Raw genomic sequence first — 23,645 nt, forward strand, 5'->3', positions numbered from 1 at the left:
GCAGTCCAATTAAAGTAATAACGGTAATTAATAATTGAAAATTTTGAGTATCATCAAAAAGCGGAAAGCAAGAAGGCGGATAAAGTAACTCCAACAATCAACTACAAATAAAATATAAAGGAAAAATTAAAATGCTGATCGAGGTGTGTAATTGAGTTAAGGCTTTTATTAGTTTGATATTTATTCTTTTGAAGAACCAATAAATGAACCCTAACAGAATATATAGAAATGCAATAAGTTGAAGAATATGAGCATGATGAATTACAAAATATGTATCATGAACATTAATATCTAACACCGCATCTTCAAAATTTAACCAGTAGATACTTAAGGAAATTAATACAATTGCAGTAATCCAGAAATAATAATAAACATTTTGTTTTAATAACTTCATATCTTCAGTCGAGCCGTAGCCATAACATCAAAATCTGAAAAGTCTTTTTCTAAATACTTTAAATATCCAACAATAGCTATCATAGCAGCATTGTCTGTGGTGTATTCAAATTTTGGAATGTAAGTAGTCCAGTCATGTTTCTTTTCGGCATCTTTAAGTGCTTTTCTAATGCCTGAATTTGCTGAAACTCCACCACCAATAGCAATGTGTTTAATGCCAGTTTGCTTTACGGCAAGTTTTAGTTTGTCCATCAAAATGCCAATAATTGTATATTGAATGGAAGCACAGATATCATTTAAGTGCTCTTCAACAAAATTTGGATTGGCTTTAGTTTCGCGTTGTACAAAGTATAGAATAGCTGTTTTTAAACCAGAGAAACTAAAATTAAGTCCATCTACTTTGGGTTTGGTAAACTTATATGCTTTAGGATTTCCTAATTGTGCTCGTTTATCAATTTCTGGTCCTGCAGGATAACCTAGACCTAAAATTTTTCCACTCTTATCATAGGCTTCACCAACAGCATCATCAATAGTTTCGCCAAGAACTTCCATTTCAAAATGGCTATTTACTTGTACAATTTGTGTATGGCCACCTGAGATGGTCATTGCTAAAAAAGGAAACGGTGGTTTTTGGTGATCTTCTTCTTCAATAAAATGGGCCAAAATATGCGCTTGCATGTGGTTAACATCAATTAAAGGAATGTCTAACCCAAATGCTAAAGACTTTGCAAACGAAGTACCTACAAGTAAAGAACCCATTAAACCAGGTCCACGTGTAAAAGCAATTGCACTTAATTGATCTTTAGAAATATCAGCACGCTCAATGGCTTGGTTTACAACAGGAACAATGTTTTGTTGGTGAGCTCTAGAAGCTAATTCTGGTACAACACCACCATATTCTGTATGGATTTTTTGGTCTGCAACCACATTGCTTAAAATAGTGTCATTACAAAGCACAGCAGCAGAAGTATCATCACAAGACGATTCTATACCTAGGATATAAATATTTTCTTTTTTCATTAACTAAAAAGGGCACAATAATTGTTAATTTTACGAATTATAGTCTAAGACTACACTTGTTAACGTATCATTAGTGCAAATGTAGTGAAGATTTAATCAACAATTAATCATTAATCCATATCAAACGAGTACTCAAAATAGTAGGTAAAGTAGCAGGTATCATTCTGTTATTGTTTCTTATTGTCTTTTTAATTTTGGGTATTCCGGCTGTACAAACCAAGCTTGGTAAATACGCTACACAAAGATTAAATGAACAGTTTAAAACCAATATAAACATAGGAAAAGTTGGGCTTCAGCTTAATGGTGATATTGAATTAAAAGAAATTCTCATCAAAGACTACAAGAAAGACACACTTTTGAGTATCGGTGAAATTAACAGTTCTATTATTAGTTTTAAGAATCTTTACGATAGTAAATTCAATCTTGGAGATATTGATATTCAAGATCTTGTATTTAATCTAAAAACATACAAAGGGGAGGAAGACACAAATCTAGATGTCTTTGTAGATAAGTTTGAAGACGATAACCCACGCGAAGGTCCAAGTAGCTTTTTATTTTCATCTAGTGATTTATCTATAGAGAATGGTCTGTTTAAATTAACAGATGAAAACCTTGAGACACCTAAAATTTTTGAATTTACAGAGCTTAATGCCAATACCACTAATTTTTTAATTAATGGACCAGACGTAAGTGCAAGAATTAATAAATTTAATTTTAAGGATAGTAGAGGGATAACGGTAGAGAATTTAAAAGCTAATTTTAAATACACCTTAGACCACATGGATTTTGGTGATTTAAATATTAAAACCACAAATTCTGAATTAGATGGAGATTTAAGATTCGATTATAAAAGAGAAGATCTAAAAGACTTTACAGATAAGGTAAATATAACAGCGAGCTTTAAAGATTCAGAAATATCATTAACAGAATTAAATGTGTTTTTTGATGAATTTGGAGTTAATCAGCGTGCAAGTTTTAATGCTGATTTATCCGGAACTTTAAATAATCTTGAAGCCAAAAACTTAAATGTTAGTACTACAAGGAATACAAGAATAATAGGAGATATCACTTTCAAAAACCTATTTGGAGTAGAGGACGATAGTTTTGCTTTAGATGGAAGTTTTACAAATTTGGCATCTAATTATAATGACTTAACAGCGTTATTGCCAAGAATTCTAGGTAATGCTATACCAACCGTATTGTCTAAAGTTGGAAATTTTAAGATTACAGGAACATCCCAAATAACAACCAAAAAAATTAATGCAGATATAGAAATAAGTACTGATTTAGGTTTTATAAAATCTGATTTAGTACTTACCGAAATTGATGATATTGATAGAGCAAGTTATGTAGGTAATGTCGTTTTTGACGAATTTGATATAGGCAAGTTAATAAGCGATCCGCAAGCCAAATACGTGTCGGCAAACCTGGATGTAGATGGTAAGGGCTTTACGTTAAATAATCTTCGCTCAGATATAAAAGGAGATATTTTTAGTTTAGAATACAACGGTTATAAATACCATGGTATATCGGTTTCGGGTGATTTAGGAAACAAAATATTTAATGGTAAGCTGGTTGTTGATGACCCAAATCTAAAATTAGATTTTAATGGTTTAGTAGATTTTGTTGAAGAAAAAAAGAAGTTCGATTTTGATGCTAATGTCGATTATGCAAATCTTAGAGTGCTAAATTTTGTTACCAGAGACAGCATTTCACAATTTAAAGGTCTTGTTAATATGACCGCTACAGGTTCTACCTTAGATGATGTAAGTGGAGCCGTTAATATTAAGAATACAACCTATAAAAACCAGGATAGCGAATATAGTTTTCAGGATTTTGATATCGTGTCTTCTTTTGAAAGTGGTGAGCGTACAATATCTATAAACTCTCCAGATATTATTAATGGAAACATTAAAGGAAAATTTAAAACCGAAGACATATTAAAACTGGTAGAAAATTCTGTAGGAAGTATTTATACCAACTATGTACCTTTCGAAATTGAAGAAGGACAGTATATAGATTTTAGATTCAATATTTATTCAAAAATTGCAGCCGTCTTTTTTAAGGATTTATACTTAGGCAAAAACACATTTATAGAAGGTAGAATAGAAACAGATGCAAGAGGATTCGATTTTACCTTTAATTCACCAGAGATTAAGTTCAAAGAATATTTTGCCAATAACATTAATCTTACTGTAGATAATAGCAATCCGCTGTATAATACATATATAGAGGTAGATACGCTTAGTGCAGGTGTGTATAATGCTTCAGACTTTAGCTTAATTAATGTAACCAGAAGAGATACTCTTTTAGTAAAAACAGAATTTAAAGGAGGCGAAAATAACAAAGATCAATTTAATCTAAACCTGTTCTACACCATTGATGAAGATAATAAGTCTGTTGTAGGTTTTAGAAAATCTGATGTATTATTTAAAGGATACGAATGGTTTATCAATTCAGAGAAAAACAGTTTTAATAAAGTACGATTTGATAGAACTTTTTCTGCTTTTGATATATTCCCAGTAACCATTAATCAAGGCAATGAAATTATAGAAGTCTCTGGAGTTATAAGTGATAGTATCAATAAAAACCTAAGAGTAGATTTTAAGGATGTAGAGTTGGTAAAGATTACACCTAGAATAGACAGTTTAGACCTTTCAGGTATAGTAAATGGTAAGTTAGATCTTGTTCAAAAAAGCGGAACCTATTTGCCAAAATCTAATTTAGAAATAAGTAATCTTTTTGTAAATGATTATGATTTAGGGAATTTAACGGCAGATGTAGAAGGAAATAATTCATTAACAAATTATAAAGTAGATATATCATTGGTAAACGATAATCTTACTTCATTTTTGGCAAAAGGAAATATAGACGTAGCAGAACGAAGACCAACAATAGATCTAGACGTTACCTTTGAAGAGTTTTTACTAGACCCTCTAAACCCTCTTGGAGAAGGTGTAATAAGTAATATTAGAGGTTTGGTTTCTGGTGAAGCCAAAGTTACAGGTAGTCTCAAAAAACCAAGAATTGATGGAGAGTTATTACTCGATAGAGCAGGTATGTCTATTCCTTATCTTAATGTTGATTATGGCTTCGATTTTGATTCTAAAGTATCCTTAAGAAACCAAAGGTTTATTTTCAATAATGTAGCCATGACAGACTCAGAATATTTCTCTCAAGGTTACTTAAATGGGTATATAGAACACAATAACTTCTCGGATTGGGAATTGGGACTAGATTTAAGTACAGACCGTTTATTGGTTTTAAATACAGAAGAATCTGAAGATGAATTATACTACGGAACAGCTTTTGTATCAGGTGAAGCAAGTATAAGTGGACCTACAGATCAGTTAATTATAGATGTTGATGGTAGCACAGCACCAGGAACAGTTTTTAATATTCCGCTAAATGATTCTGAGAGTTTTGGAGATAACTCCTATATTCATTTTTTAAGTCCAGAAGAAAAGAAAGCCAGAATTAATGGCGAAGTTACCGAAGCAATAGAGGTTAAAGGACTAGAGCTAATTTTTGATTTGGATGTAAACCCAAATGCCACCATAGAAATAGTTATAGACAAAGAAGCAGGAAGTACTATAAAAGGAAAAGGTGAAGGAAACTTAGGATTTTTTATAAATACGAATGGTACCTTTAATATGTGGGGAGATTTTACAGTGTACGAAGGTGTTTATAATTTTAAATATGGTGGACTGGTAGAGAAAAAATTCAAGGTAGAGCAAGGAGGAAGTATTGTTTGGGAAGGAGATCCTATGGGAGCAGAAATTAATCTTAAAGCAATATACAAGACCAGAGCAAATCCTTCGGTTCTGTTAGATAATCCTATCTCTCAAAGAATAGATGTTGAGGTAGATATATATTTAACAGGAGATTTAGAACAACCGCAACCAGACTTCGATTTGCGTTTTCCAACTGTGTCCTCTACAGTTAAGTCAGAGTTAGATTATCGATTATCATCAAAAGATATAAGAAATAACCAAGCACTTACGCTTCTTGGTACTGGTGGTTTTACAACAACTACAGGAGGATTAGATATTACAGGAACACTATCTGAGCGTTTAACAGGAATTTTGAATAATATTTTAGGAGACAATAATGATAATCTAGATATAGGCATTGTTGCAGAAATAGGTCAAGATACACCAGATATACAGACTAATAATTCTGTAGGTGTTACACTTCAAACAAAAATATCTGAAAAGGTTTTGGTAAACGGAAAAGTAGGTGTTCCGTTTGGGAGTGCACAACAAACAACCATAACAGGAGATGTTCAAATAGATTGGTTGCTAAATGAAGACGGCACGCTTAGAGCTAAAGTTTTTAATAGAGAAAACACCATTAGAAACTTTGGAGAAGAGATAGGCTACACACAAGGTGTAGGTCTAACCTATAGTGTAGAGTTCGATACCTTTAAAGAATTACTCGATATTATTTTTTCTGGAAAAAACCGAAAAGACAAAAAGATTACTAAGGACGAAAATGAAGACGAAAACGATGAAAATGACCTTATGCCTGCTTACATGTCTATGAAGAAAAACAAGACAAAATCGAAGTCTTAAATCTACTTTTTCTATTTTTTTTAAAATACTTATTAACGAAAACGTTTGAATTGTTTTTCGTAACATTTTTTTATGACAATACTCACTTTTTTCCGTCTATTGTTTATTAATTTTACTGTATTGAATAAAAAGTAATATGCTAAATACAATAAAAAAAGTTGCTGTTTTAACGTCTGGAGGAGATTCTCCAGGTATGAATGCAGCAATAAGATCTGTTGTTAGAACTTGTGTGTTTCATGGCCTAGAATGTTATGGCGTTTATAGAGGTTACCAAGGAATGATAGAAGGTGATTTCGAAAAAATGGATGCTCGTAGCGTAAAAGGTATCATTAATAAAGGTGGTACAGTATTAAAGTCGGCACGCTCACAAGAATTTAGAACTAAAGAAGGCAGACAAAAAGCCTATGACGCATTAAAGAAAGCTGAGATAGATGCTTTTGTAGTAATAGGAGGTGATGGTAGTTTTACAGGAGCTATGATTTTTAATCAAGAGTTTAATTTTCCTGTAATGGGAATTCCTGGTACTATAGATAATGATATTTTTGGTACTACACATACATTAGGTTACGATACAGCATTAAATACTGTAGTAGAAGCAATAGATAAAATTAGAGATACAGCGAGTTCTCATAACAGATTATTTTTTGTTGAGGTTATGGGAAGAGATGTAGGTCATATAGCACTCAACGTTGGAGTAGGTGCTGGTGCAGAAGAGATTTTAATTCCAGAAGAAGATTTAGGATTAGATAGGTTATTAGAGTCATTACGACGAAGTAAACAATCCGGAAAATCATCAAGTATAGTTGTTGTTGCAGAAGGAGATAAAATAGGAAAAAACGTATTTGAACTAAAGGATTATGTTGAAGAACATATGGAAGAATACGAAGTTAGAGTTTCTGTTTTAGGGCACATGCAACGTGGAGGAAGCCCATCTTGTTTCGATCGTGTTTTAGCAAGTAGAATGGGAGTAAAGGCGGTAGAGAGTCTCTTAACAGGAAAAAGTAATTACATGGTTGGTCTTAAAAATGATGCTATGGATTTAACACCATTTGACCAAGCAGTAAAAGGAAAATCAAAAATTAACATGGAACTACTTAGAGTTTCAGATATAATGACAATTTAAAAACAATAGAAAAATGTCAAACTTAAAATTAGGAATAAACGGATTCGGTAGAATAGGAAGAATAGTTTTTAGAGCAACAGTTAAGCGCAATGATGTAGATGTAGTTGCTATAAACGATTTGTTAGATGTAGATCATCTGGCTTATTTATTAAAATATGACTCTGTACACGGTCGTTTTGATGGTACAGTTGAAGTAAAAGATGGTAACCTAGTAGTAGATGGTAAAACCATTAGAGTTACTGCAGAACGCGACCCAAAAAATCTTAAATGGGATGAGGCAGGAGCAGATATCGTAGCAGAATGTACAGGTATATTCACAACTTTAGAAACTGCACAATACCACATAGATGGTGGTGCTAAGAAAGTAGTAATTTCTGCACCAAGTAAAGATGCGCCAATGTTTGTTATGGGAGTTAATGACGATACGTTAACAGCAGATCATACTATAGTTTCTAATGCTTCTTGTACTACAAACTGTTTAGCTCCATTAGCTAAAGTTATTGAAGACAATTTTGGTATAGAAGAAGCGTTAATGACAACAATTCACGCAGCAACATCAACACAATATACAGTAGATTCGCCTTCTCGTAAAAATTACAGATTAGGTCGTAGTGCTCTTAATAATATTATACCTACATCTACAGGAGCTGCTAAAGCTGTAGGTAAAGTAATTCCTGAATTAGACGGAAAACTTACAGGTATGGCATTTAGAGTACCAACTGCAGATGTATCTGTTGTAGATTTAACGGTAAAAACAAAAAAAGAAACTTCTTTAGAAGCTATTAAAGCTGCAGTAAAAAATGCTGCTGAAGGTTCTATGAAAGGTGTTATGGGATATACTGAAGATGCTGTAGTATCTCAAGATTTTGTAAGCGAAGTACAAACTAGTGTTTTTGATGCTGACTCTGCAATAGAGTTAAATTCAACATTTTTTAAACTAGTGTCTTGGTACGATAATGAGTTTGGTTATTCAAACAAATTAGTAGACTTAGCTCAAAAGGTAAATAGCCTATAATATTTTATAACATAAATTCTAGATTCCGTAGGATTATGTTTTTACATAGGCTACGGAATTTTTGTATATAGATGTCATTATGATTTTAATAACAGATGGAGGTTCTACAAAATGCGATTGGATTGCTATAGATAAAAATGGTAAGCAAACAGCAGATAAAATAAGAACCAAAGGTTTAAATCCTGCAATTGTTGCAGAAAAAAAGCTAAAAAAAACAATTAAAGGTAACGATGAGCTTATGGCAATAGCCAACGATGTAACTCACGTTTACTTTTATGGTGCAGGTTGTGGTACAGAAAAGCCTCGACTTTTACTAAAAGAAATTCTCGAAATATATTTCCCAAAGGCTTTGGTAGAAGTTAAAGAGGATACATACGCAGCTGTAAGAGCATGTATTAATTCTAATGATGAAGCTGCAGTGGTTTGTATTTTGGGTACAGGTTCTAACTGTAGTTATTACGATGGTAAAGATTTGCATCAGCGTGTAAATAGTCTTGGTTTTATATTAATGGATGATGCCAGTGGAAACTACTTCGGAAAACAATTAATTAGAGACTATTACTTTAATAAAATGCCAGATACTATAAGAGTGGCATTTGCGCACAAGCACAATCTCGATGCAGATTTTATAAAGTACAACTTATACAAGCAGACCAATCCAAGTGCTTATTTGGCAGATCATGCGGAGTTTATGTTCATTAATAAAGATTCAGAGTATATCCAAAATCTTATTATAAAAGGGATTCGTCTATTTGCAGAAAATATGATTCTTCAGTTCAAAAAAGAATTAGACTCAGGTGTTCCTGTTCATTTTGCAGGCTCTATTGCCTTTTTCGGAAAAGATGAAATAAAGCAAGTGGCAGATGAACTTGGGTTTAAAGTTGGTAACTTTGTAAGACGACCAATTGAAGGTTTGGTAGGTTACCATATTAACAATCTATAAATGGAAATAGCCATAATTGCACATGATGGTAAGAAAGCAGAAATGGTTCAGTTTTTAAATGAACATTCTGAAATCTTACATCAAAAGAAAATCACATTGATATCTACTGGTACAACAGGAGAGAAGGTGAAAAAAGCAGGTTTTGAAGTTAATGCTTTACTTTCTGGCCCTTTAGGAGGAGATGCACAAATAGCAGCCAGAGTTGCAGAGGGCAAATGTAATATGGTACTGTTTTTTAGAGATCCACTAGACAAACATCCTCACGAGCCAGATATTTTAATGCTTATGCGTTTATGTGATGTTCATAATGTGCCATTGGCCACAAATGAAGCAACTGCAAAGTTATTAGTTAGAGCAGTTTAGAAATAACTGTTGATTTTGTGTTAATAAATCTGATATAGGCTATTGTAAAACTTATTAATTGGTTATATCTTTGTGCAACAATTATAAATGAAACGCAATTATGTTCGATTTTGATCAATATTTAGGATTTTTAGCATTTTTAACCATATTAACTATAGGATTTTGGTTAATGATTTTCCTTTTAACCTTTGTAGTTCCTTATTGGATTTTTGGTTCTGCTATTGAGCGTTTTAAAGAAATTAAAGAAGAAAGAAAAGCTGAAAGAGAGAGTTTAACTCACTAATCAGTAAAAAATATAAAATAAAAAAGAGCGCTTAAGCGCTCTTTTTTTATGTACCATATTAAAGTTATTATACCTGTAGAACACCTAAATTAAAAGGTTTTTCAATAGGAGCGTGGTTAGCGGCTTCAATACCCATACTTATCCAGGTTCTTGTATCTAAAGGATCTATAACAGCGTCTGTCCATAATCTGGCAGCAGCATAATACGGAGATACTTGGTTGTCGTATCTCGATTTTATTTTATTAAATAATTCTTCTTCTTTTTCTTTTGTAATAGTTTCACCTCTCTTTTTTAAAGAAGCGGTTTCAATCTGAAGTAAAACCTTAGCGGCAGATTTTCCACTCATTACTGCAAGTTCTGCACTAGGCCACGCAGCAATTAACCTTGGGTCGTAAGCCTTACCGCACATTGCATAATTACCAGCACCATAGCTATTACCAATAACAATAGTAAATTTTGGTACTACAGAATTACTAACTGCATTTACCATTTTAGCACCATCTTTTATTATACCACCATGTTCAGATTTGCTTCCAACCATAAATCCGGTAACGTCTTGCAAAAAGACCAAAGGAATTTTTTTCTGATTACAATTTGCAATAAATCGAGTAGCTTTATCAGCAGAGTCGTTGTAAATAACACCACCAAATTGCATTTCGCTCGGTTTGGTTTTAGCACCTTTAGTTTTTACAATTTGTCTTTGGTTGGCAACAATACCAACAGCCCAACCGTCTATACGTGCGTATCCTGTAATTATTGTCTGGCCGTATCCTGCTTTATATTCTTCAAATTCAGAATTGTCAACCAAACGTTTAATAATCTCATTCATATCATATTGATCTGCTCTGCTTTCTGGGAGTATACCATAGATATCATCTGGATTTTCAGTAGGTTTAGCAGGTTTAGCTCTGTTAAAACCAGCTTTATCAAAATCACCAATTTTGTCAACAATATTTTTAATGGTGTTTAGAGCATCTTTATCATCTTTGGCTTTATAATCTGTAACACCAGAAATCTCGCAATGTGTTGTGGCACCACCTAAAGTTTCGTTATCAATAGTTTCTCCAATGGCCGCTTTTACTAAGTAGCTTCCAGCTAAAAATATACTTCCGGTTTTATCCACAATAAGCGCTTCATCACTCATAATAGGTAGATAGGCTCCACCAGCTACACAACTTCCCATTACGGCTGCGATCTGTGTAATACCCATACTACTCATTACAGCATTGTTTCTAAAAATGCGACCAAAATGTTCTTTGTCTGGGAAAATTTCGTCTTGCATTGGTAGAAAAACACCAGCACTGTCTACAAGATATATAATAGGTAATTTGTTTTCTATTGCAATTTCTTGCGCTCTAAGGTTCTTTTTTCCTGTTATAGGAAACCATGCGCCAGCTTTAACAGTAGCGTCATTAGCAACTACAATACATTGTTTCCCTTTTACATAACCTATTTTTACAACCACTCCACCAGACGGACACCCACCATATTCAGGATACATGTCTTCACCAGCAAAAGCACCAATTTCAATAGATTTAGATTTTGGGTCTAATAAATAATCGATACGTTCTCTGGCAGTCATTTTGCCTTTACTATGATGCTTTTCTATGCTTTTTTCGCCACCACCAAGCTTTACTTTAGCTAATCTTTTTTTTAAATCTGAAAGTTGAAGCTTATTGTGGTCTTCGTTCTTGTTGAATTTTATATCCATTTATGTAAATATGTAGTTGTACTTATTTTAGGTATTCTTAGTTTTTGATGTCACGAATTTACAAAACAATAATGTTTTATATCAAATATTACACTTTCTTAAATAAAGGTTAATTATATTTCCTTGGAATTATTTTCCTTGGAAAATAAATTTATTATTTCTAAATTTGTACTATCAAAAACAAACAGAATGAAAAATATATTAGCATTTGCAGGTAGTAACAGTAGTACATCAATAAACAAACAATTAGCAAAGTATGCGTCGTCTTTATTAAACGATGTAGAAGTTAATTTAATTGATTTAAATGATTTTGAAGCACCTATGTTTGGTGTAGATCTAGAAAGTGATTTAGATGAAGCGCCAGAAAGCGCTCATAGATTACTTAACTTAATAAAGGAGTCAGACGGTATAGTACTTTCTTTAGCAGAGCATAATGGTGTGTATGCAACGGTGTTTAAAAACCTTTTTGATTGGATGACAAGAATTGAAGGTAATTTTCTATTTAAAAAGCCAATGTTATTAATGGCAACTTCACCTGGAGCAAGAGGAGGGCAGACTGTTTTAACCATTGCAGAAGCAAGATTTCCTTGGCACGATGGAAATATTGTAGCCACATACTCACTGCCATCATTTGATGCTAATTTTGAAAATGGTAAAATTACCAACAAAGAGTTAAATAACGAGCTTCTAGAACAGGTAGAAAAACTACAAAAAGCATTGTAAAATGGGAGATATAGCAAAAGATGTTAATTCAAAATTTAAGGATAATAAAACAAAAGCCTTAATAAATATTTTGTATACCGCTAATTGGATTACAGCAAAACAAAATACATTTTTTGCAGGATTTGGAATTTCCCCTCAGCAATACAATATTCTTAGAATTCTTAGAGGCGCTAACACACCTTTGTCTATGCAAGTTGTTAAAGACAGAATGATAGAGCGAGCACCTAATGCTACGAGGCTTACAGATAAGTTGTGTGCCAAAGAATTGATAGAACGTATTCCTTGCGAAAATGACAGAAGAGTCGTTCATGTTCAAATAACCAAAAAAGGATTAGAATTATTAGAAGAAATATCAGATGATTTTAATGATGATTGGTTGGGTGAGATTACAGAACAAGAAGCAGAACAATTAAGTGATTTACTAGACAAATTGAGATAATAATAAGAAGAAAGGAAAAGAAAGATGAAAACAATAATTCACAAAGCAGAAGACAGAGGATTTGCAAATCATGGATGGTTGCAAGCCAATCATTCCTTTAGTTTTGCAAGTTGGTATAATCCTGAAAAAGTCCATTTTGGCGCATTAAGAGTGTTAAATGATGATATTATTGCACCAAAAATGGGTTTTGGTACACATCCGCACGATAATATGGAAATTATAACCATTCCATTAAAAGGTGTGTTAAAACATCGAGATAATATGGGAGAGGATTGGATACCAGTTGTTCCGGGAGAAGTACAGGTAATGTCTGCTGGTACAGGTGTGCAGCACTCAGAGATAAATGGTTCTGTTGACGAATATTTAAGTTTGTTTCAAATTTGGATTATCCCAGAAGAACGAAGTGTAAAACCTCGTTATGATCAAAAAACGTTTAGTGAAGATGATAGAAAAGGGAAACTTCAAACCTTGGTAACGTCTTTTAAAGATGAAGATGATCATAGTTTAAAAATTCATCAAGACGCCAAGTTATCTCGAATAGATTTAGAAGCCGGATCGTCATTTACCTATAAGCTAAAGAGCAATGCGCATGGAGTTTACGTAATGACTATTAGTGGTGGAGTTTCTATTTCAGAGTTTAATCTAAACTCAAGAGATGCCATAGGAATTTCAGAAACATCTAATTTCGAAATTAAAGCCACAGAAGCTTCAGAGTTATTATTTATAGAAGTACCTATGATTAACTTGTAGTCGTATTTTTATCTAGGATACAGAGCACCACAATTTGTGGTGCTTTTTTATTTTAAAATAACGATATTTGCTTCAACTAACTATCTTAAATTAAGAATAAGAATATGGCGATGAATAAAAATACGGTTTTGGCTTGGGCCACGACTATTATGATTATTGTAGGACTAGGATTAATAGCTCTAGGAGCGTTTCGATACGATGATGTTGCAGGTTGGGGATTTGCAGCTGTAGGAATTGGCTTTTTTGCTATTGCATGGGTGTTTAACGCATTAAAAGGAAGAGTATAACTATGAGTGATGATAAACAAATAATATTTTCAATGTCTGGTGTTACAAAGACATTTCAATCTGCAAATACACCAGTTTTAAAAAATATATACTTAAGTTTTTTCTATGGTGCCAAAATTGGTATTCTAGGTCTTAACGGTTCTGGTAAATCTACTTTATTAAAGATTATTGCAGGTGTAGATAAAAACTATCAAGGAGATGTTGTTTTTAAGCAAGGTTACACTGTAGGTTATTTAGAGCAAGAACCACAACTAGATGAAGAAAAAACGGTTATGGAAGTTGTTAAGGAAGGAGCAGCAGAAGTTGTTGCAATCCTTGATGAGTATAACAAAATAAACGATCAGTTTGGCTTAGAGGAAGTTTATAGCGATCCAGATAAAATGGAAAAGCTTATGAATCGCCAGGCAGAATTACAAGATCAAATAGACGCAACTAATGCTTGGGAGTTAGATACCAAGTTAGAAATAGCAATGGATGCTTTGCGTACACCAGATGGAAGTAAAAAAATAGGAGTACTTTCTGGAGGTGAGCGTCGTAGAGTAGCGCTTTGTCGTTTATTATTGCAAGAACCAGATGTGTTATTATTAGATGAGCCAACTAACCACTTAGATGCAGAGTCTGTGCATTGGTTAGAGCATCATTTAGCACAGTATAAAGGAACTGTTATTGCTGTAACGCACGATAGATATTTCTTAGATAATGTTGCAGGATGGATTTTAGAGCTCGATAGAGGAGAAGGTATTCCATGGAAGGGAAATTACTCTTCTTGGTTAGATCAAAAATCTAAGCGATTAGCTCAAGAAAGCAAGTCTGCTTCTAAGCGTCAAAAAACATTAGAACGTGAGTTAGATTGGGTAAGACAAGGTGCAAAAGGTCGTCAAACAAAGCAAAAAGCACGTTTGAAGAATTATGACAAGCTTATGAGTCAAGATCAAAAACAACTTGACGAAAAGCTTGAAATATACATACCAAATGGTCCACGTTTAGGTACTAATGTTATTGAAGCTTTAGGTGTAGCTAAAGGCTATGACGATAAATTACTATATGACGACTTAAATTTTAATTTACCTCAAGCAGGAATTGTAGGTGTAATTGGGCCAAATGGTGCTGGTAAAACCACAATTTTTAGAATGATTATGGGTGAAGAAACACCTGATAAAGGTGAATTTAAAGTAGGTGAAACTGCTAAGATTGCTTATGTAGATCAAAGTCACTCTAAAATAGACCCAGAGAAAACAATCTGGCAAAACTTTAGTGATGAGCAAGAGTTAGTGATGATGGGAGGACGTCAAGTTAATTCTAGAGCTTACTTAAGTCGTTTTAACTTCTCTGGAAGCGAACAAAACAAAAAAGTAAAGCTACTTTCTGGTGGAGAGAGAAACCGACTTCATTTAGCAATGACATTAAAAGAAGAAGGTAATGTATTGCTTTTAGATGAGCCAACTAACGATCTTGATGTTAATACATTACGTGCGCTTGAAGAAGGTTTAGAGAACTTTGCAGGTTGTGCTGTAGTTATTAGTCACGATAGATGGTTCTTAGATCGTATTTGTACTCACATTTTAGCTTTTGAAGGAGACTCACAAGTCTATTTCTTTGAAGGTGGATTTAGTGATTATGAAGAAAACAAGAAAAAGCGTCTTGGAGGTGATTTAATGCCAAAACGAATAAAGTACAAGAAACTAGTAAGATAAATGATATTAAAAAAGCCTACAGAAATGTAGGCTTTTTTTTATTCGTAAAGGTGATTATTGCTGAGTTTGTAATCACATTGTTTTTCGGTATGTTGAGATATCTCTTTAAAATTTGATTCAAATTTTATTAACTCTTCTTTTATAGAAGACTCGTGCTCATATATATAAAGCGAAGATTTCGAATATATAATTGCTATAGCTAGTATAGTTAAAAATATAAAGAAAAAAATTAACCACATATATGTTTAGTTATCTCCGTAAAGATGTCCACTAGTAAAATCTTTGTAAGATTCATCAGATTCTTTAAAGATATTTGTTTCCATTAATTTCTTGTTTTCGGCTTTTAGTCTATACATCTTAATTATAGCTAATATTATGAAAACAAGGAATATAGATGCCACAGCTATTAAAATCATTGTAAGCTGTGTTGTGGTTACTACTAAAGCTATTGAAAGCAGTATATTAAGCATGATTATAAATTTGATTTGGGTTCTATAGCGCTAATATAGAAAAAAATACAATCATAAATGGTTAATTATAAATATTTTACACTAATTTATTTATCAACAACATCGATTAAGTGTTGCTTTATTTCGATAAAAAGCAGTGTTTTAGGGCGTTTCAAGAGGTTTCTATTATGTTATTAAATTGAAAAATTTATATTAAAATTTAATACCATTTAATAAGTTCTACGTTAATAGATTTAATCGAATCATTAACAATCTTCTTAAACAATTCAACATCACTTTTACCATCAGTACCTCTATAATGGTATGGATATACGGTTTTTGGTTTAAAATCTAAAACTGCACTAGCAGCACTTTCTACAGTCATGGTATAAGGCAGATTCATACAAACAAAAGCTTTGTCTATATTTTTTAGGTTGCGCATTTCAGGAATATCTTCAGTATCTCCAGATATGTAGATACGCTCATTATTTATGGTTAATACGTATCCATTACCTCTTCCTTTAGGGTGAAACTTTAAAGCTTCTTCTCTAAGGTTGTACATTGGTATGGCTTCAATCTCAATACCTTTTGCTTCTGTCTTCTCGTTGTTGTTTAGAATTTTATATGTTGGGTTAAAGTCTTTAGGAAACTTATCTACAACCGCTTTAGGTGCAATTATCAGAGTGCTTTCTAAGTCAAATTCAAATAACGTTTTAAAACTATAGTGATCTCCATGAATGTCGGTTATCAATATAATATCTGCTTTTCCAAAGCCTTCATAAGCACTAGATTCACCTGTAGGATCTACATATACATTAGTATCTCCATATTTTAATATCATCGAAGCATGTTCAAAAGGAATAATCTTTAGCTCATTAGAGGTTTCAGTATTTGCTTTAATCTCTTCAGAGTTTTTTTCATTTTTACAACAAAAAACGGATAGACATAAGGTTGCAATGAGTGTAATTTTTAAAAGTTTCATTTGAGTTGATTTTCTATAAAGATATTCAACAAATAGCGCTAACTAAAATTTTGTAACATTTTTATAACATCTGCTACCTATAATTTGAGAGTAAAGTTTTTATAGTCTTAAAAATTTACCGAAATTGTTATCCTAAAATTTGTTCAACTTAATAATACCTTACCATATGTCTGATGATTTTGATTTATTAGAAACCAATTCACAACAAAAACCTGAAAAAGTAGATGTAAACTGGGGAAAAGCCATAGACCAGATGAAATCTAAATTGGCGCAAGAGGATGATCCAGAAAGTCGTCAAAAAATCTTAAATGCTACATTAGATAATGTTGTGGATATGGCAGAGAAGGACAGAAGTACACTTCTAGATGCTATTAAGGATTTAACAGATTATCAGGATGAAGTTGGTATTATGTTCGAAGGTTTTTCGGCATTAAATGCTGCTGAGCAAAAAATTATTGATGATGCTGTAAAACGTCTTGAGCGTGCAAAGGTTGAACTTGAAGATGCAAAGGCCAAGCCAGACACATGGTGGAATAATCTTTGGGGAAGAAAAAGCAAAATTAGAGAAGCAGAGCAAGAGCTTCAGAATGCTCAAAAAGAGCGTGATGGTGCGGATAATAAAGCCAAAGCTATGTTTCAGCAACGTATAGAAACAGCTGATGTACAGACGTTGTTAAATGAGTTGTCATTCAAAAGTCAGGCAGCCATAAAGCGTCTAAAAGATAGAGAGCTCGAAATTAAAGAGGTTGAAGAAAGTTTAAAATCCGCTATTGTAGAAGCAAGTAACAATCACACCAAAGCTTTAGAAAAAAAGAAGCAGGTAGAAACGCAGCTTGAAGAACAATATGCGCTTTTAAAGCAAGCCAGACAAGCACTAGAGGAAGTAGCAGACAAGCAGTCTACTGAATATTCTGAGGCTTTAGAAAAAGTAACAGGATTAGAACAAAAAGTTGAAGAGTTAGAAGGTCTGAAAAATGCTTACACCACATTGGCAGCTTCTAAAGATAGTTTCGTTCACAAACATAACTTAACAATTAAGGTATTAACATCTTTACGTAGTAATCTACAAACGCATCGTGCGAAACTAAAATCAGATACAGACGAGCGTCTTAAATATTACGATGGCTATGTAGTAGCATTAAAAGCACGTACAGACCAAGAGTTCACTGCGATTTTAGAGCACTTAGGTGTTAAAACCGATGAGCATATTGGTGAAACTTTAGCAGCAATGCATACAGCAAGTGCTAAAGCACGTCAGGAAATGATGGATAATATTCCTGTGCACGAAAAAGTAATGCAAGGTATTTACGGAAGTTATGCTGAAGCACTTAAAGACATTAGATCAAAGGATGCTGAAATTCAGAAAAACTTTGCAGACCGTTATGGTATTGATATGAAAGAAATTTTTGACGAATATTACAGCGCAGATTCTAACGCACCTTCAGGTGATGGTCAACCAACAGGCGAACCTAAGCCAGAAGCTAATGAAGATGATTTACTTGGATAAATCTAGTCATCAGTAACAGTATTCAGTTGCAGTTGTTAGTTAACTGAATACTGTCACTGTAAACTGAAAACTAAACCATGATTGTAACTCCCTTAGATTCCGCAGTATTAGATTCTAAAGAGCAGTATGTGTTCTATCACAAAATGATAGATTTTACACTCAAAGAATTGATTACGGCAGTTCAGGCCAAGCATATATTAAGTCAACAAGAAATATTGCTGTTTAAGCAGTACACAGATTTACTATTATATTCTATTGAAGCCATGCGTGTAAAGTACATGTATGACGATGAGGAAAACATGAAAGTTGATCTTACAGATTCTAGTTTTCCAAATTATTTGGAATTTAGATATCTTTTTAATGACCTCGAATTACGTGAAGAGTTTTTAACCAAACTCACAGATATTGATATTTTAAAAGATGAATTTCTAGACACCTTGATGCGAAAGAAAGAACCAATTTCTAAACGCAAATTATTTCAGGCAGCATCAATAGTATATTATTCTTCTGCAAAAAAGGAGTATATCTTCAATCGTTTTGTGCAAGGTAAGATTATAGCTGCACCTCAAGACTCACCAGCAGAACATTTGGTAAGCTGGAGCTTTTATGATGTTACACACAACAGACCTTTTGTTTGCTACATGTATTTTAATTACGATGGAAGGGATGTTAACTCATACAAAGACGAGATGTATTCGGTTTTAAAGAATACATCAGATCGAGAGATGAATTTGGACACCATGGCTTATGCCATAGATAAGCGTTTACCAAAAGTGTTACCAAAACTTATTAAACGTATCGATTTAGGGCCAATTCATAACGTGTTTGCAAAAGATGAAAACGAAATAACACACGCCATTTTAGATGGTATTGCTAAGAAAGATATTCCGTTAGAATCGTTTGTAGTTTCATTTAAAGTAGATGAACTCGTATCTAAAAGTGAATTTAAAGAAGGTAGCTTTTTTAGCAAGCAAACCTTTCAGAAGTGGGCAAGTCCGTTCAGACAGCGTTATGTTTTTGCACCACATAGAATAATACAATTATTATATAACAAAACACCAGAAATTATGAATAAGTTGGCAATTCCGCCAGTTCAGGTTTCTGATTTAAAAATAAAATAAGTTACAGTTTCAGTCGCAGTATTCAGGTGCTGCAAACTGAGTCTGCAAACTGAAAACTAAACCATGCAACACAACTCAACTTTTCCAATAAAACAAAATGAACTCAATATGCTTCGAGATGAAGCAACATCTTACCTAAAGTCTATTCAGTGGGAACAAAGTCAACGTGCCAAAAATAGAGATAATGATGGTAAAGATGAGTCTATTTTGTTGTACCTATCTCGAGCTAATAACGGCAGTAATGTGTCTGTAACATCAGTTTCTAAAACCATTTTAAGCTTAAAAAAGAAATTGTTACCAGAATCGGTTGCTATTCCGTTGTTTCTTAATCAGACGTTATATGCCGTACAAGAAGGGATTACACTTGGTATTTGGGTAAAGGATAGTTACTATGATGCTTCAGGTTTATCAACCTTAGTAGAAAACAAATCAGCATTAGATAACTCAGGAAAACGCGAATACGAAAGTAAAATGCTTACAGCAACAGCGTTTATGCTATTTGCTACAGCCTATAAAATTCTACACGATTTAAAACCGTATGCTTCGGACGATTTATCGGTAATGAAACAGAAGTTTGCAGGTATTCCAGAAGTGTCGTTTTTATCGCCTTTAAAAGGAATTTCGTGTCAATTGTTTTATTATGATAAGTACTTAGGACATCCAGACATTATCAAAACCGACAAAGATGTTATTGATTTTACGGTTGTTTATTTTGAAGCGCTTATAGATGAAATTCAGTTAAGAAAAAGCACCTTAGAATATACCGATACGATTGAAGATCGTTCGTTTAAATTAGAAAATTCAGACTTTACGATTGATGGTTGGAACAACGTTTTTGCAGGAACTGCCGTAAGTGTAGAGTTCAATAAAATTCAGTTTGAACAAATTGTTGGAAACAAAGATGCTAAGCACTTTGCCAGACGATTAACAGAACGATTATTAAGCTACGATTTTGAAGCAAAAAAGAATCCATTTCAAGAGCTTGGTGGTTTTATGCCAGTATTTATGGGTTACGGAATTCCAGGTACAGGAAAAAGTATGTTGATTGCAGCTATTGCTACACGATTAAAAGAGCATAGCGAAAACTTAAATATTCCATTTTTATTTCATCCAATGCCAGATACGTTGATTTCAACATTTCAAGGTGGTTCTGCAGAGAAAATGGTAGAATGGATGAAACCTTTGCAAGATCCAACTCGTCTCATTTTTGCACCAATTGATGATGCAGAGAATAACCTTCAAGAGCGTACAACGCAAGGTGTTTCGGCTGGTGTTAAGGAAGTGATTGGTGTGTTTCTAAGATATACCGAAGGTGCTTATGCGGTTAATTATGGTAACAGTTCAATAGGTTTATTTACCAACTTGCCAGAAATGTTGGATAAGGCTGTGATATCTCGTGTGCAAGGTCGTTTTAAAATTGATGGAGCACGAAACGAAAAGGACTTTGTAGATCAGGATTATCTATGGTGGAAAAAGCTCGAAGATACCATGCCAGATTTTATAAACATGAGTAATCCTAGCGATTATAACTATCTCGATGCTCAGAAAGTAGCAAAGAATCTAGGCGAAATCTTAGAAAAAATAGACAAACCAACTGAAGAACGTGTGTTAGATACGTTCGATAAAGTGTCGAGCAAATACAAAGACAATGAGCATATGTTTTATGCGCATTTATATACTGAAATACAGAAGATATTTCCATTCTTTTCTTCTCGTGATGTTAGAAATATTCAAAAGGCCGTATCGTTACGTTTAACGGATTTCGACTTAGAAGATGATTGGTTCAACAATCCTGAAGTGTATTTCAAAAAAGATTATGACACTAAATTTGGGATGCTTCAAGAATTGATGCGTGCCAATATGAAAGGACTCGATTTTAGTGACATAAGACGACAAGAAGTAGTAAGATATCTAGATAATGTAGCAACGATTGCAGATACTGACTTTAAGCGTAAAGTTGATGCCAGAATTGATCAATTAAATATAGAATCTGAGGCAAGAGAACGTTTTGGAAAAGGAAATTAAAAAGAATTTAGTTATCATTCCTGCGAAGGCAGGAATCTAAGCTATTTAAATAAAAATCATGGGATTAGGTGCAGGACATGTTTTGGATATGATAAATCGGATGAAACAAAACCGAGCACAGCGTCCATCTAATCGTGACAAGTTTAAACAAAACAATAGGGAAGGGATTTATTCTTCTGAAGTAAAGAAAAAGCCAAAATTTAAAACAGTATCTGAAGAAGAGCTATTAAAAATTAAAGAACAAATAAAAGCAAATGTCCAAAAACAACGTAAAAAGGAAATTAAGATTTTCAGTATTGTCTTTATTCTAATTATACTTATAGTGTTTGGTTTTATAAAGTTCTTACTGTAGTCTTATGACCAAACGTATCAAAAATATCAACCGAACGATTCTTTCAGATAAATACTTTACCTTATCTCAGGTAAAATTCAATTATCAACTAAAAGATGGAAATTGGGTTGAAAACAAGTGGGAAGTTTTAGAGCGTGGTAATGCAGCAGCAGCTTTGTTGTATAATATAGAAAAGCAAACCGTTATTTTGGTAAAGCAATTCCGTTTACCAGCTTATATGAATGGAGTAGAAGATGGTTTTTTATTAGAAGTACCTGCAGGAATGTTAGAAGATGATGATACTTCAGCAGCAGAAGCCATGAAAAGAGAACTGCTAGAAGAAACAGGTTATAAAATCCCTGAACTGAAAAAGGTTTATAGCGCTTTTGCCACACCAGGTGGCAGCACAGAACGATTTTCGTGTTTTGTTGGCGAATATACAGATGAAATGAATATCAATGAAGGCGGTGGTTTAGATACCGAAAATGAAGACATAGAAATTTTAGAAATACCATTTACAAAAGCCATTGAGATGATGGCAAATGGACATATAATCGATGCAAAGACAATTATGTTATTGCAGCATGCTCAGATAAATAAACTAATTCCTGCGTAGGCAGGAATCTCTAAAAACAAAAAGATTACCGCTTTCGCGGCAATAAGATGAACAAACTAAAACAAGCAAATCTATACAGAAGCGAGCTTATACCAGTAAGTGGTAAGCTGGTAGAGCGCTATAATAAATGTTTAAAAACACTTGGTTTTAAAGAGACCAAGCTTACTTCCTTTTCTATAGATGGAGTTGGCTGGAGTCCAGAAGTAGCAGAAGAAAAGAAGGATGTACATTACCTAAACCATGGAGATGCCAATCCGCATGGTATCATTATTTCACCGTTACAAAAAGGAAAACCAGTGTATTTACCGTTTCATTCTTTCGATAGAGATATGATGCAACACATCTTTAAGACACATGGAAGTAAAATAAATGATATTACCAGAGATTCGGCAATTTGTATCGATTTTGATCAGGATATTGATGTGTTTTATGAGCCTTTAGATATTTTAAAATACGACGATGTAAGCATTAGTTTTAGACTTATAGATAACTTAGAAGAGCGACAAAAGGAGCAGCTTCAATTAGTAGATAAGTTTAGAACTGGCAATAACTTTATTGATGAAGACATTCATAACGAATTACTCGAATCTGCAAAGACCTACGGAGATTTGCGCAATAGAGATTTAAACCTTCATGCATTGCATTATACCACAGGTTCGTTTTACACGCGTGCCTTTGGAGGTGTGTACTTGTTACGAGATTTTATTCAAACCATTTTGGTTTTCGAAAATGAAGATTCTTATAAAGAAGCCATAAAAGATACGGTTCACGATGTGTTGATTTATCATATCAGCCAACCAGAATTGGTCGAAAAACTTAAAAGCCACATCATTATTGAGTGCGATCTAGAATACATGGTAAAAACACCTAATTACGATCGTATTAAAAAGTTTGAATTATTCAGTAAACTGAAAGAAACTGAACATTCTATAAAAGAGATTTTAGATAGCAAAGCGCTTTTTAAAAGTTACTTAAATAAAATCGATATTTCAGCTCGAAAACAAGTAATGGGAGTCGAGTTGTATTTAGAAAAATTAGAACGAAGTAATGCTTACAAAATTGAAGATATGGTAGATGAGTCAATGTATTTTGCATTGCATCAACCACATTCGTCATTGTCGGCAGAGCATCGCGATTTAATTCATAAGTTATTAGTAAATATTTCGCCAAAAGATGTGTTGTTCTTGTACTGGTACGATAAAGAGCAGTTTTATAAGAATTATGAAACTTGGGATGCATCCTTTCAGGATTGGGTGATTGAGACGATTAGTGATAATATATAGATGGAAGTTTGAA

General features: G+C 33.3%; 21 protein-coding genes. 17 read left to right on the top strand and 4 right to left on the bottom strand.

The window, feature by feature from the left end; translation table 11 throughout:
* Positions 1-390: 390 nt before the first annotated feature.
* Positions 391-1,413, bottom strand: a complete 1,023-nt coding sequence (tsaD, locus tag P7122_RS06330) for a tRNA (adenosine(37)-N6)-threonylcarbamoyltransferase complex transferase subunit TsaD (protein ID WP_278004936.1) — start codon at positions 1,411-1,413, stop codon at positions 391-393.
* A gap of 194 nt (positions 1,414-1,607) precedes the next feature.
* Between tsaD and P7122_RS06335 the strand changes: the two genes are divergently transcribed.
* The 6 genes from P7122_RS06335 to P7122_RS06360 all read left to right on the top strand — a co-directional run bounded on the left by P7122_RS06335 (position 1,608) and on the right by P7122_RS06360 (position 9,714).
* Positions 1,608-5,987 carry a translocation/assembly module TamB domain-containing protein gene (locus P7122_RS06335; protein WP_278004937.1) on the top strand — a complete coding sequence of 1,460 codons (4,380 nt, stop codon included), beginning with the start codon at positions 1,608-1,610 and terminating at the stop codon, positions 5,985-5,987.
* Between the two features lie 136 nt (positions 5,988-6,123).
* Positions 6,124-7,110 carry a 6-phosphofructokinase gene (pfkA, locus tag P7122_RS06340; protein WP_278004938.1) on the top strand — a complete coding sequence of 329 codons (987 nt, stop codon included), beginning with the start codon at positions 6,124-6,126 and terminating at the stop codon, positions 7,108-7,110.
* A 13-nt stretch (positions 7,111-7,123) separates the two neighbouring features.
* Complete coding sequence (gene gap / locus P7122_RS06345; protein ID WP_278004939.1) at positions 7,124-8,125, top strand: type I glyceraldehyde-3-phosphate dehydrogenase; 1,002 nt, start codon at positions 7,124-7,126, stop codon at positions 8,123-8,125.
* 79 nt (positions 8,126-8,204) lie between these two features.
* Positions 8,205-9,068, top strand: coding sequence for an N-acetylglucosamine kinase (locus P7122_RS06350; protein WP_278004940.1), 864 nt, complete (start codon positions 8,205-8,207; stop codon positions 9,066-9,068).
* A complete protein-coding gene (locus P7122_RS06355) occupies positions 9,069-9,431 on the top strand; it encodes a methylglyoxal synthase (protein WP_278004941.1) in 363 nt (120 codons plus the stop codon).
* Positions 9,432-9,531: 100 nt separating this feature from the next.
* A complete protein-coding gene (locus P7122_RS06360; protein WP_243472168.1) occupies positions 9,532-9,714 on the top strand; it encodes a hypothetical protein in 183 nt (60 codons plus the stop codon).
* A gap of 67 nt (positions 9,715-9,781) precedes the next feature.
* Here the strand turns inward: P7122_RS06360 and P7122_RS06365 are convergent, their stop codons facing one another.
* Positions 9,782-11,425, bottom strand: a complete 1,644-nt coding sequence (locus P7122_RS06365; protein ID WP_278004942.1) for an acyl-CoA carboxylase subunit beta — start codon at positions 11,423-11,425, stop codon at positions 9,782-9,784.
* Between the two features lie 189 nt (positions 11,426-11,614).
* On the opposite strand from P7122_RS06365, the gene P7122_RS06370 reads away from it, so the two are divergent.
* From P7122_RS06370 to ettA, 5 genes are all read left to right on the top strand, one after another.
* Positions 11,615-12,148 carry an NADPH-dependent FMN reductase gene (locus tag P7122_RS06370; protein ID WP_278004943.1) on the top strand — a complete coding sequence of 178 codons (534 nt, stop codon included), beginning with the start codon at positions 11,615-11,617 and terminating at the stop codon, positions 12,146-12,148.
* Between the two features lies 1 nt (position 12,149).
* Positions 12,150-12,587 carry a MarR family winged helix-turn-helix transcriptional regulator gene (locus P7122_RS06375; protein WP_278004944.1) on the top strand — a complete coding sequence of 146 codons (438 nt, stop codon included), beginning with the start codon at positions 12,150-12,152 and terminating at the stop codon, positions 12,585-12,587.
* 24 nt (positions 12,588-12,611) lie between these two features.
* Entirely contained in the window at positions 12,612-13,337 is a 726-nt protein-coding gene (locus P7122_RS06380; protein WP_278004945.1) for a pirin family protein, read from the top strand.
* 104 nt (positions 13,338-13,441) lie between these two features.
* The gene (locus P7122_RS06385; protein ID WP_040249340.1) at positions 13,442-13,624 is read left to right on the top strand and encodes a CAL67264 family membrane protein; all 183 of its coding nucleotides are present in this window, start codon (positions 13,442-13,444) and stop codon (positions 13,622-13,624) included.
* A 2-nt stretch (positions 13,625-13,626) separates the two neighbouring features.
* The gene (gene ettA, locus P7122_RS06390) at positions 13,627-15,318 is read left to right on the top strand and encodes an energy-dependent translational throttle protein EttA (RefSeq protein ID WP_278004946.1); all 1,692 of its coding nucleotides are present in this window, start codon (positions 13,627-13,629) and stop codon (positions 15,316-15,318) included.
* Between the two features lie 245 nt (positions 15,319-15,563).
* Here ettA and P7122_RS06395 read toward each other — a convergent pair whose 3' ends face one another.
* A complete protein-coding gene (locus tag P7122_RS06395) occupies positions 15,564-15,788 on the bottom strand; it encodes a hypothetical protein (protein WP_278004947.1) in 225 nt (74 codons plus the stop codon).
* Positions 15,789-15,987: 199 nt separating this feature from the next.
* A complete protein-coding gene (locus tag P7122_RS06400; RefSeq protein ID WP_278004948.1) occupies positions 15,988-16,749 on the bottom strand; it encodes an MBL fold metallo-hydrolase in 762 nt (253 codons plus the stop codon).
* 166 nt (positions 16,750-16,915) lie between these two features.
* On the opposite strand from P7122_RS06400, the gene P7122_RS06405 reads away from it, so the two are divergent.
* The 6 genes from P7122_RS06405 to P7122_RS06430 all read left to right on the top strand — a co-directional run bounded on the left by P7122_RS06405 (position 16,916) and on the right by P7122_RS06430 (position 23,632).
* Positions 16,916-18,256, top strand: a complete 1,341-nt coding sequence (locus P7122_RS06405) for a microtubule-binding protein (protein WP_278005238.1) — start codon at positions 16,916-16,918, stop codon at positions 18,254-18,256.
* 77 nt (positions 18,257-18,333) lie between these two features.
* Complete coding sequence (locus P7122_RS06410; RefSeq protein ID WP_278004949.1) at positions 18,334-19,377, top strand: hypothetical protein; 1,044 nt, start codon at positions 18,334-18,336, stop codon at positions 19,375-19,377.
* Positions 19,378-19,440: 63 nt separating this feature from the next.
* Positions 19,441-21,402, top strand: coding sequence for an AAA family ATPase (locus P7122_RS06415; RefSeq protein ID WP_278004950.1), 1,962 nt, complete (start codon positions 19,441-19,443; stop codon positions 21,400-21,402).
* 58 nt (positions 21,403-21,460) lie between these two features.
* Positions 21,461-21,754 (top strand): hypothetical protein, encoded by a 294-nt coding sequence (locus P7122_RS06420; RefSeq protein ID WP_278004951.1) that lies wholly within the window; start codon positions 21,461-21,463, stop codon positions 21,752-21,754.
* 4 nt (positions 21,755-21,758) lie between these two features.
* On the top strand, positions 21,759-22,349 hold the full coding sequence (locus P7122_RS06425; protein WP_278004952.1) for an NUDIX domain-containing protein: 591 nt from the start codon (positions 21,759-21,761) through the stop codon (positions 22,347-22,349).
* Between the two features lie 47 nt (positions 22,350-22,396).
* Positions 22,397-23,632, top strand: coding sequence for a DUF6638 family protein (locus P7122_RS06430; RefSeq protein WP_278004953.1), 1,236 nt, complete (start codon positions 22,397-22,399; stop codon positions 23,630-23,632).
* Positions 23,633-23,645: the final 13 nt, after the last annotated feature.

Source organism: Winogradskyella marincola, assembly GCF_029624125.1.
GTDB classification, from domain to species: Bacteria; Bacteroidota; Bacteroidia; order Flavobacteriales; family Flavobacteriaceae; genus Winogradskyella; species Winogradskyella marincola.